General features: G+C 70.1%; 14 protein-coding genes and 1 pseudogene. 8 read left to right on the forward strand and 7 right to left on the reverse strand.

Annotated features, from left to right (window positions below; all coding sequences use genetic code 11):
• Positions 1–80 precede the first annotated feature (80 nt).
• The 6 genes from AC2W7M_RS07000 to AC2W7M_RS07025 all read left to right on the forward strand — a co-directional run bounded on the left by AC2W7M_RS07000 (position 81) and on the right by AC2W7M_RS07025 (position 5,984).
• The gene (locus tag AC2W7M_RS07000; RefSeq protein WP_486131196.1) at positions 81–314 is read left to right on the forward strand and encodes a hypothetical protein; all 234 of its coding nucleotides are present in this window, start codon (positions 81–83) and stop codon (positions 312–314) included.
• On the forward strand, positions 305–1,570 hold the full coding sequence (locus tag AC2W7M_RS07005) for a CoA-transferase (protein WP_486131198.1): 1,266 nt from the start codon (positions 305–307) through the stop codon (positions 1,568–1,570). The genes AC2W7M_RS07000 and AC2W7M_RS07005 overlap by 10 nt, the downstream gene beginning before the upstream one ends.
• Positions 1,571–1,635: 65 nt before the next feature.
• Positions 1,636–2,664: a TRAP transporter substrate-binding protein gene (locus AC2W7M_RS07010; protein WP_486131200.1), complete on the forward strand. Its 1,029-nt coding sequence runs from the start codon at positions 1,636–1,638 to the stop codon at positions 2,662–2,664.
• Between the two features lie 97 nt (positions 2,665–2,761).
• Positions 2,762–3,283 carry a TRAP transporter small permease subunit gene (locus tag AC2W7M_RS07015; RefSeq protein WP_486131202.1) on the forward strand — a complete coding sequence of 174 codons (522 nt, stop codon included), beginning with the start codon at positions 2,762–2,764 and terminating at the stop codon, positions 3,281–3,283.
• A 33-nt stretch (positions 3,284–3,316) separates the two neighbouring features.
• On the forward strand, positions 3,317–4,630 hold the full coding sequence (locus tag AC2W7M_RS07020; protein WP_486131204.1) for a TRAP transporter large permease: 1,314 nt from the start codon (positions 3,317–3,319) through the stop codon (positions 4,628–4,630).
• Positions 4,631–4,841: 211 nt separating this feature from the next.
• On the forward strand, positions 4,842–5,984 hold the full coding sequence (locus tag AC2W7M_RS07025; RefSeq protein WP_486131205.1) for an acyl-CoA dehydrogenase family protein: 1,143 nt from the start codon (positions 4,842–4,844) through the stop codon (positions 5,982–5,984).
• A gap of 77 nt (positions 5,985–6,061) precedes the next feature.
• Here AC2W7M_RS07025 and argC read toward each other — a convergent pair whose 3' ends face one another.
• The 4 genes and pseudogenes from argC to AC2W7M_RS07045 all read right to left on the reverse strand — a co-directional run bounded on the left by argC (position 6,062) and on the right by AC2W7M_RS07045 (position 11,744).
• Positions 6,062–7,114: an N-acetyl-gamma-glutamyl-phosphate reductase gene (gene argC / locus AC2W7M_RS07030; RefSeq protein WP_486131207.1), complete on the reverse strand. Its 1,053-nt coding sequence runs from the start codon at positions 7,112–7,114 to the stop codon at positions 6,062–6,064.
• A gap of 148 nt (positions 7,115–7,262) precedes the next feature.
• Positions 7,263–9,302 (reverse strand): DNA topoisomerase IV subunit B, encoded by a 2,040-nt coding sequence (parE, locus tag AC2W7M_RS07035; RefSeq protein ID WP_486131209.1) that lies wholly within the window; start codon positions 9,300–9,302, stop codon positions 7,263–7,265.
• A 366-nt stretch (positions 9,303–9,668) separates the two neighbouring features.
• Positions 9,669–10,781: pseudogene (locus AC2W7M_RS07040) on the reverse strand (lipid-A-disaccharide synthase).
• A gap of 69 nt (positions 10,782–10,850) precedes the next feature.
• On the reverse strand, positions 10,851–11,744 hold the full coding sequence (locus AC2W7M_RS07045; RefSeq protein WP_486131210.1) for an LpxI family protein: 894 nt from the start codon (positions 11,742–11,744) through the stop codon (positions 10,851–10,853).
• 195 nt (positions 11,745–11,939) lie between these two features.
• Here AC2W7M_RS07045 and AC2W7M_RS07050 point away from each other — a divergent pair, with 195 nt between their 5' ends.
• Positions 11,940–13,490, forward strand: a complete 1,551-nt coding sequence (locus AC2W7M_RS07050) for a hypothetical protein (protein WP_486131212.1) — start codon at positions 11,940–11,942, stop codon at positions 13,488–13,490.
• Between the two features lie 10 nt (positions 13,491–13,500).
• Here AC2W7M_RS07050 and AC2W7M_RS07055 read toward each other — a convergent pair whose 3' ends face one another.
• Complete coding sequence (locus AC2W7M_RS07055) at positions 13,501–14,595, reverse strand: DUF2125 domain-containing protein (RefSeq protein ID WP_486131214.1); 1,095 nt, start codon at positions 14,593–14,595, stop codon at positions 13,501–13,503.
• A 92-nt stretch (positions 14,596–14,687) separates the two neighbouring features.
• On the opposite strand from AC2W7M_RS07055, the gene AC2W7M_RS07060 reads away from it, so the two are divergent.
• Positions 14,688–15,320, forward strand: coding sequence for a gamma-glutamylcyclotransferase (locus tag AC2W7M_RS07060; RefSeq protein WP_486131216.1), 633 nt, complete (start codon positions 14,688–14,690; stop codon positions 15,318–15,320).
• 11 nt (positions 15,321–15,331) lie between these two features.
• Here AC2W7M_RS07060 and AC2W7M_RS07065 read toward each other — a convergent pair whose 3' ends face one another.
• Together AC2W7M_RS07065 and AC2W7M_RS07070 are read right to left on the reverse strand one after the other, a co-directional pair.
• Positions 15,332–15,505, reverse strand: coding sequence for a hypothetical protein (locus tag AC2W7M_RS07065; protein ID WP_486131218.1), 174 nt, complete (start codon positions 15,503–15,505; stop codon positions 15,332–15,334).
• A gap of 279 nt (positions 15,506–15,784) precedes the next feature.
• Positions 15,785–16,579 (reverse strand): lysophospholipid acyltransferase family protein, encoded by a 795-nt coding sequence (locus AC2W7M_RS07070; RefSeq protein WP_486131219.1) that lies wholly within the window; start codon positions 16,577–16,579, stop codon positions 15,785–15,787.
• Between the last annotated feature and the right edge of the window lie 74 nt (positions 16,580–16,653).

The following is a 16,653-nucleotide window of genomic DNA, read 5'->3' on the forward strand; positions in this document are numbered from 1 at the left end:
TCCCTCGCCCGCAGCAAGATGGTCTCCGCCGAGGCGGCGGCCGGTCTGATCCGCGACGGCGACACGGTGGCCTGCGTCGCGTGATCGGCTGGATCACGCCGGACACCGTTCTCAAGGCGGTGGGGGAGCGCTTCGCCGCTTCCGGCACGCCGCGCGGGCTCACCTTCTATTTTCCGGTCGGCACCGGCGACGCGGTGGACATCCGCGGCATGGACCATGTGGCCCGCGAAGGGCTCATGAAGCGCATCGTGTCGGGCTCCTACATCAACCCCGTCAATCCCCGGACCGGCGGCGCCCGGCCCTCATGGGGCTGATCCGCGAGAACAAGGTGGAGGCCTATTCCTGGCCCATCGGTGCCACCATGCACTGGCTGCGCGAGGTGGCGCGCCGCTCGCCCGGCTATCTCACCAAGATCGGCCTCGGCACCTATGCGGACCCCCGCCTCGGCGGCGGCAAGTTCACCGACCGCTGCAAGGACGACCTGATCGAGGTGGTGGAGTTCCGCGGCGAGGAGCACCTGTTCTATCCCTCCTGGCCGCTCGACGTTGGCATCATCCGCGCCTCCTCTGCCGACGAGTTCGGCAACCTCTCGTGGGAGGACGAGCCGCTGCTCTCCAGCAACCTCCAGATCGCGCTGGCGGTGAAGGCCTCGGGCGGCAAGGTGATCGCCCAGGTGCGGCGGATCGTGCCACGCCACTCGCGCCCGGTGTCCGCGGTGCGGGTGCCCGGCGTGCTCGTGGACGCGGTGGTGGTGGACCCGCAGATGGTGATGAGCACCGGGGTCGACTACGACCCGGGCTATCTCGGCATGGCGAACCATCCGCTCGACCTCGGCCCGCTGCCGATCTCGGCGGACAAGGTCATCGCCCGGCGCGCCGCGCGCGAGGTGCGTCCGGGCGAGGTCTCGATCTTCGGCTTCGGCGCCTCCTCCGACACGCCACAGGTGATGGCCGAGGAGGGACTGCTCACCGGCGACAAGCTCTACGACTACAACTTCACCACCGAGCACGGGCCGTTCGGCGGGTTCGTGATGAGCGGGTGGCAGTTCTCCGCCAACTGGAACCCGGAGGCCCTGCTGGACGGGCCGACCCAGTTCGACTTCATCGACGGCGGCCTGTGCCCGTTTGCGGCACTGGCGTTCGCCCAGTTCGACGCCGCCGGATGCGTGAACGTCAGCAAGTTCGGCGCCGCCAATCCCGGCGCCGGCGGCTTCATCGACATCGCCGCGAACGCGCGCCGCCTCGTCTTCACCGGCACCTTCACCACCGCGGGCCTCGAATGCGGCTTTCAGGACGGGCGGCTCTCCATCCTCAGGGAGGGCAAGGTCGGTAAGTTCGTCCAGGCCGCCGACAGCATCACCTACCGCGTGCGGGACGGGGTGCGCCAGCTGGGCCAGGAGGCGCTGATCATCACCGAACGGGCGGTATTCCGGGTCGAGCCCGACGGGCTCGTCCTGGCGGAGGTGGCGGACGGCATCGACGTGAAGACCCAGATCCTCGACCTCATGGCGTACCCGCCCGTGCGGATCGCCGATCCTTTGCCCAAGATGGATCCGGCGCTGTTCAAGTAAGACCAAGAAGACAAAAACAAAACGAGCGTAATCCGACTCGAAGACACAAAAATTGGGAGGAACACATGGTTACGAGACGCAACATGATCGCGGGCGGGGCTGCACTCGCCGCCGCCGCGACGCTGGCCGCGCCGGCGATTGCCCAGAAGACCCACCGCTGGCGCATCCAGACGCTGTGGCAGGCGGGGACCGTGAACCAGCAGGCGTTCGAGCGCTTCTGCGAGAACGTCAAGGCCATGACCGACGGGCGGCTGCAGATCACCGCCCTCGCCTCGGGGGCTGCGGTGGGGCAGCAGGAGACGCTGGACGCGGTCTCGCGCGGCCTGCTCGACGGCCATCATCCCGCGACCGTCTACTGGACCGGACGCAACCCGGCCTTCGGCGTCATCGGCGACCTCAACGGCGCCTACGACACTCCCTACCAGGCGCAGGACTATTTCGAGAACTATGGCGGCCTCGATCTGCTGAAGGAGATCTACAAGCCGTTCAAGATCTACCCCATCGGCGTCGCCTGGTGGGGCATGGAATCGATCCCCGTGTCGCGCCCGGTGCGCGGCCCTGAAGACCTCAAGGGCCTGAAGATGCGCCTGCCGCAGGGCATGTCGGCGGACATCTTCGCCAAGTTCGGCGTGGTGGCGGTGAACCTGCCCGGCACCGAGGTGTTCAGCGGCCTCGACCGCGGCGTCATCGAGGCGGCGGACTGGGGCACGCTCGGCATGAACGCCGAGATCGGCCTCCACGAGAAGGCGAAGTGGGCGCTGTTCCCCGGCTTCCACTCCATGCCGGTGGGCGACGTCTCGGTAAACCAGGACCGCTGGGACGCGCTGACCCCGGACCTCAAGGCGATCCTCACCGTGGGCGTGCGCGACTTCTGCCGCGACATGATCCAATCGGTGGCGCGCCAGGATGCGTCCACCGCCGTCGCCCTTGCCGACAAGAAGGTGGAGCTCATCGCCTGGACCCCCGAAGGTCGGCGCAAGTTCCGCACCACGGCCGAAGAGGTCTGGCAGCAGTACGCGCAGAAGAACGAGCTCTGCAAGAAGGCCGTGGACGGCCAGGTGGCCTACCTCAAGAGCCGCGGCCTCATCGGCTGACGCGCGCGCCGGGCGGAGCGGATCGTCCGGCATAGCTGAGAATGAGCGCGCGGGGCGCGGGCACCCGTCCGCGCGCCCATCCCATGAGGAGAGCCCCATGAACCGGTTCGACCGCGCGAGCGCCGCCTTCAGCGACGCGATCGCCTGGATCTACTTCATCGTGTTCCTGATCACCGCCTACGACGTGGGGGCGCGCTACATCTTCAACGCGCCGACGGTCTGGGGCGCGGATCTCGTGATTGCGCTGGCCGGCATCCACTACATGCTCTCCGGTGCCGGCGCGCTCCAGCGCGGCGACCACGTGCGCATCGACGTGATCTACAACCTCCTGCCTGCGCGCCTGAAATACCTGTCGGACATCGCGTCCGACCTCATCATCATCGCCGTGCTGGTGGCGCTCGTCTGGTTCGGCATCGCCCAGGCCCTGCCCTCGATCCACGATTTCGAGACCACCGGCACGGCCTGGAACGCGCCGACGCCCATGGTCATGAAGATCGCCATCCCGGTCGGTGCCGCGCTCATGCTGGCCCAGGCGCTGGTGAACCTCGCCCGCCGCCTGCGCGGCCAGGTGGGGCCGCCGGCCGACACCGCCGACGCCACATCCCGCCCGCTCGACTGAGCCCGCCTGCCCTCCGACCGGCACAGGTATCCCATGTCCATCGAATACGGCACGCTCCTGATCGTGACGCTCATGGTCGCGCTGATGGTGATCGGCCTCCCGCTCGCCTTCGTGACCGCATTCACGGCGGGCGTCTTCGGCTTCATCCTCTTCGGCACCGAGAGCTTCTTCCTGATCGTCAGCCGCATCTTCACGCTGATGAACAACTACGCGCTGATCTCGGTGCCCCTGTTCGTGCTCATGGGCTGCATCCTGGAGCGCAGCGGCCTGGTGGAGGGCATGTTCAAGTCGCTCCACCTGCTGGTCGGGCGCATTCCCGGCGGACTGGCGGTGGCCACCATCGTCGCCTCCACCATCATGGCCGCCATGGTGGGCGTGATCGGCGCCGAGATCGTCACCCTCGGCCTCGTCTGCCTGCCGGCCATGCTCCGGCGCGGCTACGACAAGCGCCTGGTCAGCGGCGTGATCTGCGCCGGCGGCTCGCTCGGAACCATGATCCCGCCCTCGGTGGTGCTCATCGTCTACGGCCTCGTGGCCCAGGTCTCCATCGGCAAGCTGTTCATGGCGGCGATCGGCCCGGGACTTCTGCTGGCCGGCCTCTATGCGGCCTATACGGTGTTCATCTGCTGGCGCCGGCCTGAACTCGCCCCGCTGCCGGACGCGCGCGAATATGCCGTCCCGCTCTCCCAGCGCCTCGCCGAGATGCGCCAGCTGATCGCCCCGGCGCTGCTCATCGCCTTCGTGATGACATGCTTCTACACCGGCATCGCCACCCCCACCGAAGTGGGCGCGCTCGGCACCCTCGGTGCCCTCGCGATCCTCGCCGTGAACGGCCAGTTCACCTTCGCCAACCTGCGCCACTCGGTGGTGCAGACCGGGCGCACGGTCGCCATGGTCACCTGGATCTTCTTCGGCGCCTCGGCGCTGGTGGGCATCTACACGCTGGCCGGCGGCACCGATTTCCTGCGCGGCGAGATCCTCGATTTGGGCTTCGGCCCGCTCGGCACGCTGCTGCTGATGATGGGCATCCTGATCGTGCTCGGCTGCTTCATCGACTGGATCGGCATCGCGCTGCTCACCATGCCGATCTTCGTGCCGATCATCAAAAGCCTCGGCTACGACCCGGTCTGGTTCGGCATCCTGTTCTGCATGAACATGCAGCTGTCCTATCTGTCGCCGCCGTTCGGCCCGGCCGCCTTCTACCTGAAGGGCGTGGCGCCGCCAGAGGTGTCGCTGAGCGATATCTTCGCCGGCGTGTGGCCCTTCATCCTGCTCCAGATCGTGGCGCTGGGCGCGGTGATTGCGTGGCCGGAGATCGCCATGTGGCTCCCGGCCCATACCCAGTGAGGCCGCCCCTGACCGATACCAGGGGCGTCATCGCCGAAGAGGCGCACGGAGCGGTGCGCCGCGGCACTCCGGCGGCTCGACCGGGACGAGCGCGTCTTGGCGATCGTCCTCGACGCGCGGCGCCCGTCTTCTGCGCCGGGAGCGACCTGCTCCGCCCCGGCCGCCCGCGCCACCTTCCACACGTTCCGCGCCAAAGCCCAGTGAGGATGCCATGCTGCTCGATCTGTCCGACGACGAGACCCTGCTGAAATCGAGCCTGGAGGCGTTCGCCCAGCAGGTGCTTGCGCCCCGCATCAAGCCCTTCGTCGACCGCCACGAATTCCCCACCGAGCTGGTGAAGGAATTCCTCGCCCTCGGCTTCATGGGAACGGCCTATGAGGAGGCCTATGACGGCGGCGGCATGGGCACGCGCGGCGCGGCCATCGTGGCGGAGACGCTGGCGCGGGTGGAGCCGGGGTTCGCCGCCATCTATCTGTGCAACAGCGCGCCCATGACGGTGATCTCCCGATATGGCTCGCCGGAGCAGAAGGAGAAATGGCTGGCGCCCCTGTGCCGGGGCGAGATGGTGGCCTCCTTCGGCGTCACCGAGCCGCATGGCGGTTCGGATGTGGCGGCGACCCGCACCCGCGCGGTAGAGGATGGCGACCACTTCGTGCTCACCGGCGCCAAGATCTTCTCGACCAACGGCGGCACGCCGCTCCACGGCCTCTCCACCATCATCGCGGTGACCGACCCTGAGAAGGGCGCCAAGGGCCTGTCCACCTTCGTGGTGCCGGTGGGCACGCCCGGCTTCCGGGTGGGCAAGGCGGGGCGCAAGATCGGCTGGCGCATCGCCGATTCCGTCGAGCTCTATCTCGACGAATGCCGCATCCCCAAGGCCAACATGGTGGGCAACCGGGGCGACGGGCTGAAGCAGATCCTCACCACGCTCTCCATCGGCCGCATCCTGGTGGCGGCCACCGGGCTCGGCCTGTCGCGCAAGGCGGTGGACCTCGCCCGCGCCTATGCCGCGGAGCGCAAGGTGGGCGGCGCGCCGATCCTGGCCAACCAGGGCGTCGCCTTCCCGCTCGCCGACGCGCTCACCAAGATCCACGCCGCCGAACTGATGGTGCGCAACGCCGCCGCCATCTCCGACGCCGGCCGGCCGTTCCGCACCGAGACCTCGATGGTGAAGCTGTTCGCCAGTGAGATGGCGAGCGAAATCGCCGACATCGCCATCCAGGTGCACGGCGGCTACGGCGTGTTCGAGGAGTTCGACGTGTCGGGGCTGCTGGGCGAGGCAAAGGTGCTGCGGATCGTCGAGGGCACGAGCGAGGTGCAACGCCTCATCATCGCCCGCGAGCTGGCGAACTAGAGCAAGCGCCGATCAGCCTGCATCGCACGCTGATCGGCCACCGCGTTCTCCGCCCATGATTTGGAGCGCGCTGGCCGCTACGGCGACAGCGCGATCTGCTCCAGGCCCAGCGTCTCGGGGAAGCCGAGCACCAGGTTCATGTTCTGCACCGCCTGGCCCGAGGCGCCCTTCACCAGGTTGTCCAGGGTGGAGACGATGATGGCGCGGCCGGACACCCGGTCCGCCGCCACGCCGATGAACACCATGTTCGACCCGCGGGTGTGGCGCGAGAGCGGCACCTGGCCGAACGGCAGGACGTGCACGAAGGGCTCGCCTTTGTAGTAGGTGGCGATGATCTGGTGCAGGTCCTCGGCCTTCGCCCCGGTGGTGCGCACGAAGATGGTGGCGTAGATGCCCCGGTTCATGGGCGAGAGCACCGGCACGAACATGGGCGTCACCGGCCGGCCGGCGGCCTTGGAATATTCCTGGTCCAGTTCGCCCATGTGCCGGTGCGAGCCCACCGAATAGGCGAACGTGCCCTCGGAGATTTCCGAGAACAGCATCGCCTCCTTGGCGGAGCGGCCGGCGCCGGACATGCCGGTCTTGGAATCGATGACGATGCTGTCCGGCTCGATCGCCCCCGCCTCCAGCAGCGGCACGATGGGCAGGATGGCGGTGGTGGTGTGGCAGCCGGGATTGGCGACGAGCCGCGCCTTGCGGATCTCCTCCCGGTAGATCTCCACCAGCCCGAACACCGCCTCCTTCTGCAGGTCGAGCGCGCCGTGCGGGTGGCCGTACCACTGCTCGTAGGCGCCGGGATCGGACAGGCGGAAGTCGGCGGACAGGTCCACCACCTTGAGGGTCGGGTGCTTTTCCAGCAGCCCCTTCACCACCTGCTGGGTGGTGGCGTGGGGCAGCGCGCAGAACACGAGGTCCACGGCCGAGAAGTCCGCCTCCTCGATGGTGACGAGCTTCGGCAGAGGGAACGGCGCGAACTGCGGAAACACGTCCGCCATCGCCTGCCCGGCCTTGCGGTCGGCGGTGAGCACGGTGATCTCGACCCGCGGATGGCGCAGCAGCAGGCGCACCAGTTCCGATCCGGTGTAGCCGGAGGCACCGAGCACGGCGATGCGCGCCTTCTGATCCGCCATCTTCCTCTCCTGACGCTGCCGGCGCGGGAGGCAGCCGGCGGTGTGGGGCGAAGGTGTCTACACCCTTCCCCCGGTCGGGGAAAGGCGGGAAACGGGATCAGGTTCCCGTGCGCCGGCTCCGCATCCGCTCGCGGCCGGAAGCGCCTGCTCAGATGTCCAGCAATTCCTCGTCGGCGAAGGCCGCGCGCTCGGAGATGAAGGCGAAGCGCGCCTCCGGCTTGTTGCCCATGAGGCGCTCCACCAGATCGGCGGTGGCGGCGCGCTCGGCGTCCTCGATGCCGACCCGCTGGAGCGTGCGGGTGCGCGGGTCCATGGTGGTTTCCTTGAGCTGCGCCGGCATCATCTCGCCGAGACCCTTGAAGCGGCCCACCTCCACCTTGCCCTTGGCCGAAAATTCCTTCTTCAGCAGCAGGTCCTTGTGGGCGTCGTCGCGGGCATAGAGCGTCTTCGCGCCCTGCGTGATGCGGTAGAGCGGCGGCACGGCGAGGAAGAGGTGCCCTTCCTCGATCAGCTTCGGCATCTGCCGGTAGAAATAGGTGACGAGGAGCGAGGCGATGTGCGCCCCGTCAACATCCGCGTCGGTCATGATGATGACCTTCTCGTACCGCAGGTCCGCCTCGCGGTAGTGGGTGAGCGTGCCGCAGCCCAGCGCCTGGCCGAGGTCGGCGAGCTGCTGGTTCGCCGCCAGCTTGTCGCGGGTGGCGTTGGCGACGTTGAGGATCTTGCCGCGCAGCGGCAGCACCGCCTGGGTCTTCCTGTCGCGCGCCTGCTTGGCCGAGCCGCCGGCCGAGTCGCCCTCGACGATGAACAGTTCGGAGCCCGCCGCCTCGGTGTTGGAGCAGTCGGCGAGCTTGCCCGGCAGGCGCAGCTTGCGCACCGCGGTCTTGCGCGAGACCTCCTTCTCCTGCCTGCGGCGCAGCCGCTCCTCGGCCCGGTCGATCACATGGTCGAGCAGCCGGCTCGCCTGCACCGGATTGGCGGCGAGCCAGTGGTCGAAGGGGTCGCGCAGCGCCTGCTCGACGATGCGCGCGGCCTCCTGGGTCGCGAGCCGGTCCTTGGTCTGGCCCTGGAACTCGGGCTCGCGCACGAACACCGAGAGCATGGCGGCACAGCCGGTGATGACGTCGTCGCCGGTGACGATGCCGGCGCGCTTGCCCTGTCCGGAACGCTCCGCGTGGTCCTTCAGGCCCTTGAGCAGCACCGTGCGCAGGCCGTTCTCGTGGGTGCCGCCGTCGGGCGTCGGGATGGTGTTGCAATAGGAGGAAATGCCTCCGTCGCCGTCCGCCACCCACGCCACCGCCCATTCCACCGAGCCGTGCCCGCCCGCCTTCTGGATGCGGCCGGAGAAGATGTCCGCATGCACCAGCGTGTGGCCTTCGAGATCGCCGGCAAGATAGTCGCGCAGGCCGCCGGGAAAGCGGAACACCATCTTCTCGGGCACGTCCGTGCCCTTCACCAGCGCGCCGTCGCACGACCAGCGAATCTCGACGCCGCCGAACAGATAGGCCTTCGAGCGCGCCATGCGGAACACGCGGGCGGGCTCGAAATGGGCCGAGGCGCCGAAGATCTCCGGGTCGGGATGGAAGCGCACGCGGGTGCCGCGGCGATTGGTGATGCGGCCGACCTCCTTCAGCGGGCCCTGGGGCACGCCCTTGGAGAAGCTCTGGCGGTAGAGGGTCTGGTTGCGCGCGACCTCGACTTCCAGATCGTCGGAGAGCGCGTTCACCACCGAAACGCCGACGCCGTGCAGGCCGCCCGAGGTCTCGTAGACCTTGCTGTCGAACTTTCCGCCCGCATGGAGCGTGGTCATGATGACCTCGAGCGCCGACTTGCCGGGGAATTTCGGGTGGTCCTCCACCGGGATGCCGCGGCCGTTGTCGGTCACGGTGAGGTAGCCGTCCGCCCCCAGCTCCACCTCGATGAAGGAGGCGTGTCCGGCCACGGCCTCGTCCATGCAATTGTCGATCACCTCGGCGAACAGGTGGTGCAGCGCCTTGGAATCGGTGCCGCCGATATACATTCCGGGCCGGCGCCGCACCGGCTCCAGGCCTTCCAGCACCTCGATATGGGCGGCGGTGTAGTCGGAGGCCATGGCGGGCACGGCAGCCGCCTTGGACTTCGCGGCAGCGGCAGGCTTGGGGGCGGGACGGGGCGAGGACGCCCCGAAGAGGTCATCGGTATCGGACATGGGTGCTCGATAGCAGAAGGGCGGGGCCTCAGGCACGCGAATCGTTCCGCATGCCCCGGCTTGATCCCCGCCATACTGGCAGAGCCTGCCGCGGAGGGGAACGGAAAGGAAACATTCCCTGGGCCGGGAATCCTTCCGCGTGTTTTGGTGGCATTGGCCGCAGGGGGATTGCCCGCTGCGCGGGAGTCTCCCCTGGACCCCGGCTCGGCGCTCCGGCTGCGCCGTCGCTTGGCCGGGGAACCACGGCTATGCCGTCGCTGGGCTGGGAAACCGCCCTCGCGCCCCGGCCGACTGGAGCGTCAGCGGAAGGAGAGCCGGGGCCCAGCGCAAGACTCCGCCGCAGGCGACCATCCGCCGAAGGCCCCCCTACGGCGCCGTCAGCGACGCCGGCCGGCCGTCCCGCGCCAGCCGCAGCACCACATGGGCCGCCTTCACGCTGGGATGCTCGTCGGCGATGCCGAAGATATCGTCGAGCCTGGCGAAACCGGCCAGCTGCCGCGCGCGCAGGGGCGTGTCGGCGATGGTGCGGGCGAGCGCATCGGCGAGCACCGGGACGGTGAGGAATTCCTGCAGCAGTTCCGGCACCACGTCCTCGCCGATGACGCGGTTGGCGAGCACGACGCTGGTGCCTTGGAGCAGGCGCCGGCCGATCTGCGCCTCCAGCCAGCCGATGCGATAGGCCGCGACCATGGGCACGCCGGCAAGCGCCAGTTCGAGCGTCACGGTGCCCGAGGCGGCGAGCGCGGCGCGGGCACAGCGGAACGCCTGGAACTTCTCCGCCTCCGTCACGACCACCCGCGGCTTCACCGGCCAGGGGGCGATGGTCTCCTCGATCAGGCCTTGAAGGCGCGGCAGGGTCGGCAGGACGAGGTCCATGGGCTGCGTCTTGGCAACGCGGGCGAGCGCCCAGCCGAAATCGGCGCCGAGCCGGGTGATCTCGCGCCGCCGGCTGCCCGGCACGCACCAGGACCAGCGGCGGCTCCGCCGCGCGCCGCGCCGCTTCCGCCGCGCTCGGCCGAAGTTCGCCGAGCCGCTCCAGCAGCGGATGCCCCACATAGGTGGTGGGCGGGCCGCCGAGCACGCGATGCACCTCCGGCTCGAACGGCAGCAGCGCCAGCAGATGGTCCACATAGGGCCGCATGGCGGCGGCCCGGCCCGAGCGCCAGACCCACACCGTGGGCGAGACATATTTGACGATCGGGATCTTCGGATTGGCGGCGCGCACCCGCGCGGCGACGCGGTGGGTGAAGTCCGGCGCGTCGATCAGCACCAGCACGTCCGGCGGATCGTCCAGCACCGCCTCCACGGTCTGCTTCAGCCGCCGCAGGATGCGCGGCAGGCGCGACAGCACGGCGGCGACGCCGATGGCGGTCAGGTCCTCCATGGGGAAGAGGCTGGCGAGCCCGGCCCGGCCCATGCGGGTGCCGCCGATGCCGGAGAAGGACACGCTTCCAGCGCGCGCGCGGCGAGCGCCTCCATCAGCGCCCCGCCCAGCTGGTCGCCGGATTCCTCGCCCGCCACCAGGAACACCCGGAGCGGCCGGGCGCGTCAATTGCCGCCATCTGCGCCCGTTCCTGCCGTTCGCGCCGCCGCGCCCGCCGCCATGCCCATCACGAACAGACCGGCCGCGTCCGCCGCCGCCACCAGCGTCTCCACGTCCGGCACGATGGCGCCGCGCGCCTCGAAGGCGATGCCGGCGAGGCCCACCGCCGCCGCCCGCTCGACCGTGTGCGGCCCGAGCGAGGGCAAATCGATGCGCCGGTCCTGGCCGGGCTTCGGCGCCTTCACCAGCACCCCCTGCCGCTTGGCGAGGCGGATGCGGCCGGAGCGGCGCATCTCGCCGAAGCGCGCCAGCATCTGGTCGGTGCCCTCGGCGGCCTCCACCGCCACCACCCAGCCGTCGGCGACGATCACCGCCTGGCCCACGTCGAACGGCCCCAGCGTGCGGATGACGGCGAGGCCCTTCGCCATGTCGGCTTCGTCCACGGGGCTGGGCCGGCACGAACCGAGGACTCCTTCCGGCAGCAGCAAACGGGGGGCGACCTCGTGCGCGCCGACCAGATGGAAGCCCTGCTCCTGCACCAGTTCCAGCACGCCGGACAGCAGGTGATTGTCGCCGCCGCGGAACAGCCGCGCGATGCGCGGCAGAAGCCGCAGCATGGTGAGATCGAAGCCGAGGTCGCGCAGGCGCGGCCGGGTGAGCCCGCCCACCATGACGAGGTCGCGGATGCCGCGCGCGCGCCCCATGGCGGCGACCTTGCCCAGCGAGCCGAGGCGGAACCAGACGTGCTCGTAGCGCTCCAGCGCCGGATCGGCAAAGCCCTGGATCAGGAACAGGATCACCTCGCGCCCCGCGGCGATGGCGGCGTCCGCGACCGCGCCGGGAAAGGCCGCCGCCGGTGCGTGGCCGGCAGCGCAAGCGCGCCCCTGCGTCAGGTGCAAAATATCCCCCGGCCGTCACCGGCGGGCCATGGCGCCACCACAATCTCCATGTCATCCAGCCGCCCCGGCGGCAGCCAGCCGGCGATCGGCGTCCGGCGGCCCGGGCTGCCGTTCCTCCCCGCGGAACCCCGATCATGGACGCCAGAACCGCCCCCTCCAGCGCCGCCCGCCGGCAGCACGCCCGCCGCGCACCCGGTGCTGCCGGCCCGGCCGCACCATGACCTGCCGGGCCGCGTCATCGCCGCCGCCTTCCTCATCTGCCTGGCGCTGGTGGCGATCCCCATCGTCACCCATCCCATCCCGCCGCTGTCGGACTATGTGAACCACCTCGCCCGCATGCACGTGATCGCCGTGCTGCCGCACGACGCCGACCTCGCGCGCTTCTACCGCCTGGAATGGGCGGTGATCCCGAACCTGATGATGGACCTGGTGGTGCCGGTGATCGACCGCTTCACCAGCATCTATGCGGCGGGCGAGATCTACACGCTGATGTGCTTCGCGCTCATCGCCGGCGGCACCATGGCGCTCAACCGCGCCCTGTTCGGGCGCTGGTCGTCGGTGCAGCTGCTCGCCTTCCCGCTGCTCTATAACGGCGTCTTCCTCATCGGCGTCATGAACTATTATTTCGGCATCGGGCTCGCGCTGTGCGCGCTCGCCGCCTGGGTGGCGCTGCGGGACAGGCCGTGGTTCTGGCGCTACCTCGTCTCGACCGCGTTCGTGGTGGCGCTGTTCTTCTGCCACCTGGTGGCGGCGGGCATCTACGGCATCGGCCTGCTCGCCTTCGAGAGCCTGCGCCTGTGGCAGGGCCGCGGGCGGCCGCTGGCGCCGCGCCTTGCCGCGTTCGTCGCCGCCGGACTGCCGTTCGCGCTGGTCGGTCCGCTCATGCTGGCGAGCCCCACCTGGGGCCTGTCGGGCGAGAACTACTGGGAGCCGCAGGGCAAGATCGACGGCATCGAATTCATCTTCAATGTCTATTTCGACTATGTGGCGGTCGCGCTCGCGGCGGTCGTCACCGCCGCCGGCATCTGGGCGGCGCGGCACCGGCTGCTGCGCGTCCACCCGCTGCTGGTGCCGCTGCTCCTGGTGGCCGGCGCGGTCTATCTCGCCATGCCGCGCGTCGCCTTCGCCACCTACATGGCGGACCAGCGCATCCCGGTGGCCATCGCCTTCATGGTGCTCGCCACCCTCAGCGTCGACCTCAGGCACCGGCTGGCGCGGCGCGGCTTCCTCGTGGTGCTGCTGGTGATGGTCGGCGTGCGTGTCGCCGAGGTGCAGGTGGTGTGGAACCAGCTCACCCGCTGGACCTTCGACTTCCGCCGCTCGGTCGGCGACATCAAGACCGGCTCGCGGGTGCTGGTGGCCTATGCGGACGTCAATGGCGGCGAGGACGTGCGCGACCTCGGCCTCATGCACGCGGCCTGCCTCGCCATGATCGAGAAGTCGTCGCTGGTCACGACCGCCTTCACGGTGAAGGGCAAGCAGATCCTGCGCGTCAACCGGCCCTATACCGATATCGTCGACACGGAGGACGGCACGCCGCCGCAGCTGGAGCAGCTGCTGATCGCCGCCGACGAGCCGACCCTGGACGGCCCCCGCTACTGGGACCTGTGGCCCCAGAACTTCGACTATGTCTACCTGCTGTTCACCGAGCGCGGGGCGCCGAATCCGGACCCAGACCGGCTGGCGCTCGTCTTCGAGGGCGCGCGGTTCCAGCTCTACAAGGTGATCCCGCCGCCGGCCGGCTGATCCGCGCGCCTCAGAACAGCGGCGGCACGAAGCCCACCTGCAGCGGACCGAACCGGAGCGCGCCCTTGCTGAACGACAGGGCGTAGCTCACGCCCTTGCGGCCTTCCACGGTGGTCGGCTTGCCCACCATGGCCAGCGCCGAGACGATGGGCGCCAGGTCGGACGGGATGGCGCCGGCCCGGCCGGAGGCCCGCCACCAGGTCCTGAAAGCCGGCGAAGCCGAGGTCGAGCTTGCCGTTGAGAAGCCCGGCCGGTCCACCGACAGCGCGCCGGAGGCGGTGGCCGCGACCGTGGGCGTGGTCAGTGCGAGGCGCTCCAGGCGGACGACGCCGCCGGCGGCGGCCCAGGCCTTCAGGCGCTGCTCCACCGGCATGGGACGAAGGTCCGCCGCCGCCGTCACGGTGCCCTGAACGGTGAGGTCGAGCGGCCCGGGGCTGCCGGCGCGGTCGAGCACGCTGCGCGGGCGTTCTTGGCGCCGAAGGCGAAGTCCACATTGTCGAGGGCGCTGTTCGCCCCCGGCGTGCGGCGCACGTGGAACTCCACCAGATGCGCGCCCAGTCAGGCGTCGGGCGTCGGCCGGCGCGGCCGCGGGGGCGGCGGGCACGGGACCGGGCTCCTGCGCCTCCTGAAGGCGCGGCTCGGTGACCTGAACGGAGAAGCGCTGCGGCTGGCCCGAAAGGTCGCCGACGCCGCTCATCTGCAGCAGCTGCCAGGTGGCGGCATAGCTCTTGCCGGAGCCCCGATCCACCACCCGCGCCGGCGCCTGGAATTCGGCGACGATGTGGTTCGGCGCCCAGATCTGCGCCACCGCCTGCGCCGAGGCGGCGGTGATGATGATCGGATCACCGCCCCGCGTCTCAAGGCTCGGTCCCCGGCACTTCAGCTCGAAGCGGAAGGGATAGCCGGCGAGGTGGCGCTCGCCGCAGTTCCAGATCCGGCCGAGCCGCGCCTCGCGCGCCACCCAGGCATCGATCTCGCGCTCGGCCCGGTTGGAGGCATAGACCCACACGCCGCTCCAGATCGCGGCGACGACGAGGAACAGGGCTAGCGGGACGAAGACGATCCAGGACTTCCTGCGGGCGGGCGGTGCGGCGTCATCGGACATGGGCGACCTGGCTCGTGCTTGCGGCGGGGCTCTGGCGCTGTTAGGCGACGCTCTACGCCATCTGTCAACGTTCCGCGCGGGACACTGCCGCCATGCCGTCCGATCCGGTGCCGCCGATCGATCGCCCGTTCGCCCCCTCCTCCGCGCCGTCGCACGACACCTCGCACGACACCTCGCGCGACACCTCGCGCGACACTTGGGTGTTCGCCTATGGCTCGCTGATGTGGAACCCCGGCTTTGCCTTCGCGGAGCGCTGCGAGGCGCGGCTGATCGGCGCCCACCGGGCGCTGTGCGTCTATTCCTTCCATCACCGGGGGACGCCGGAGCAGCCCGGCCTCGTGCTCGGCCTCGATGTGGGCGGATCGTGCCGCGGCATCGCCTACCGCGTCGCGTCGGCGGACTGGCCTCAGGTGCATGCCTATCTGACGGAGCGCGAGCAGATTTCCGGCGTCTACCGCGAGTGCACGCGGCGCATCCAGCTGCTCGACGGCTCGCGCCGGGCCGAGCCCGCAATCGCTTATGTGGTGAACCGCGCCCATCCCCAGTACGCCAAGGGGCTCGGGCTCGAGGAGCAGCTGGCGCTGGTGCGGCGCTCGCACGGCAAGTCCGGCCCCAACACCGATTACGTGGTCGCCACGGTCTCGGCGCTGGAGGCTCTCGGCCTCGCCGACGCCGACCTGTCGTGGATCGCCCACCAGCTCCGGCGGGGGCACGCCGGCGTCTGAGGGGACGCGGCTCAGGCCGCCGCGCGTCGGGCGATGAGCAGGCCGAGCGCAGCGGTGCCCTCGGCGGGGCGCGGCGTCGCGCGCTCGATGGGGGAGCGCTCGCGGATCAGCCCGCGCAATGCCGGCGCCGGCTCGTCGCCGAATACGTGGATGTGAATCTCTTCGGCATCGAGCCGCTCGGCCATGCGCCGGGCGTCCGCGCCGGGGCCGCCCCGCCCACATGGCGATCGGGCCGGCCGGGGTGCGGCGGGTGACGAGGGCGATGGCGTCCGGATAATCGGGCGCCTGGTCGGCCGGATAGACCGAGAACACGTGGCGGACGCCGTCCGCGTCCCGCCAGAAGCGGTAGCGCGCGCCCAGGGCGCCGTTGGTCAGGCCGTTGAGCCGGCCCGCATCGGCCAGAGGAAGGAGGAGCGAATCAGTCGCGTTCATGAGAACGAAACTAGAACGGTGGCCGGCGGCCTTCAAGAGTTTTCCACAGAGTGTGGATAACGGGACGTTTCCAGGCGTGTCACACCGCCCGGTGCGCCGCGCCGAGCGCCGCCTGTCCCTCGGCCAGAAGCCGGTCGCTGGCCACCTCGATGTCGTGCTCGATGCGCGCCATGAAATCCTCCCGCTTCAGCCCCGGCGGCAGCGCCGGCAGGAATTCCACCTGGATGGTGCCGGGCCGGAAGTTCAGCGCCCGGCGCGGCCAGTAGAGGCCGGAATTGAGCGCCACCGGCAGGCACGGCACGCCGAGGCTCGCATAGAGGTGGGCGACGCCGAACTTGTAGGCCGGGCGCCCCCGGCGGCCGGCGGGTGCCCTCGGGGAAGATCAGGATCTGCCGGCCGTCGGCGATCTCGGCGCGCGCGGTGCGCGTCATCGCCTTCAGCGCGCTCGATCCGGCCGAACGGTCCACCGGGATCATGCGCGCCTTGGCGGCGAACCAGCCGAAGATCGGGATCGCCATCAGTTCGCGCTTCAGGATGAAGGCGGGGTCGGAGAAATAGGGCAGCAGCGCCAGCGTCTCCCAGGCCGACTGGTGCTTCGCCGCGATCAGAAGCGGCCCGGCCGGAATGTGCTCGGTCCCGCGCACCTCGGCGCGGATGCCCACCACCACCCGCAGCAGGAACGCCACCGCGCGGACCCAGGCCATGACGCCGGTCTTCCACAGGGTGTGGCGCGAGATGAAGGGCAGCGCCGGCAGGAAGGCCAGCATATAGAGCAGCGTGACGCCGTAGAAGGCAGCCTGGAACAGGGCCGAGCGAACCACCCTCACCGGCCGGCTCCCCATACGGCGCTCGCGCGGCACCCGGCGCCGGGCTCAGGGCGCGAACGCGCGCCTGCGCGCCG

The sequence above is a fragment of the Xanthobacter sp. BG11Y11_SDJG genome (assembly GCF_057364445.1).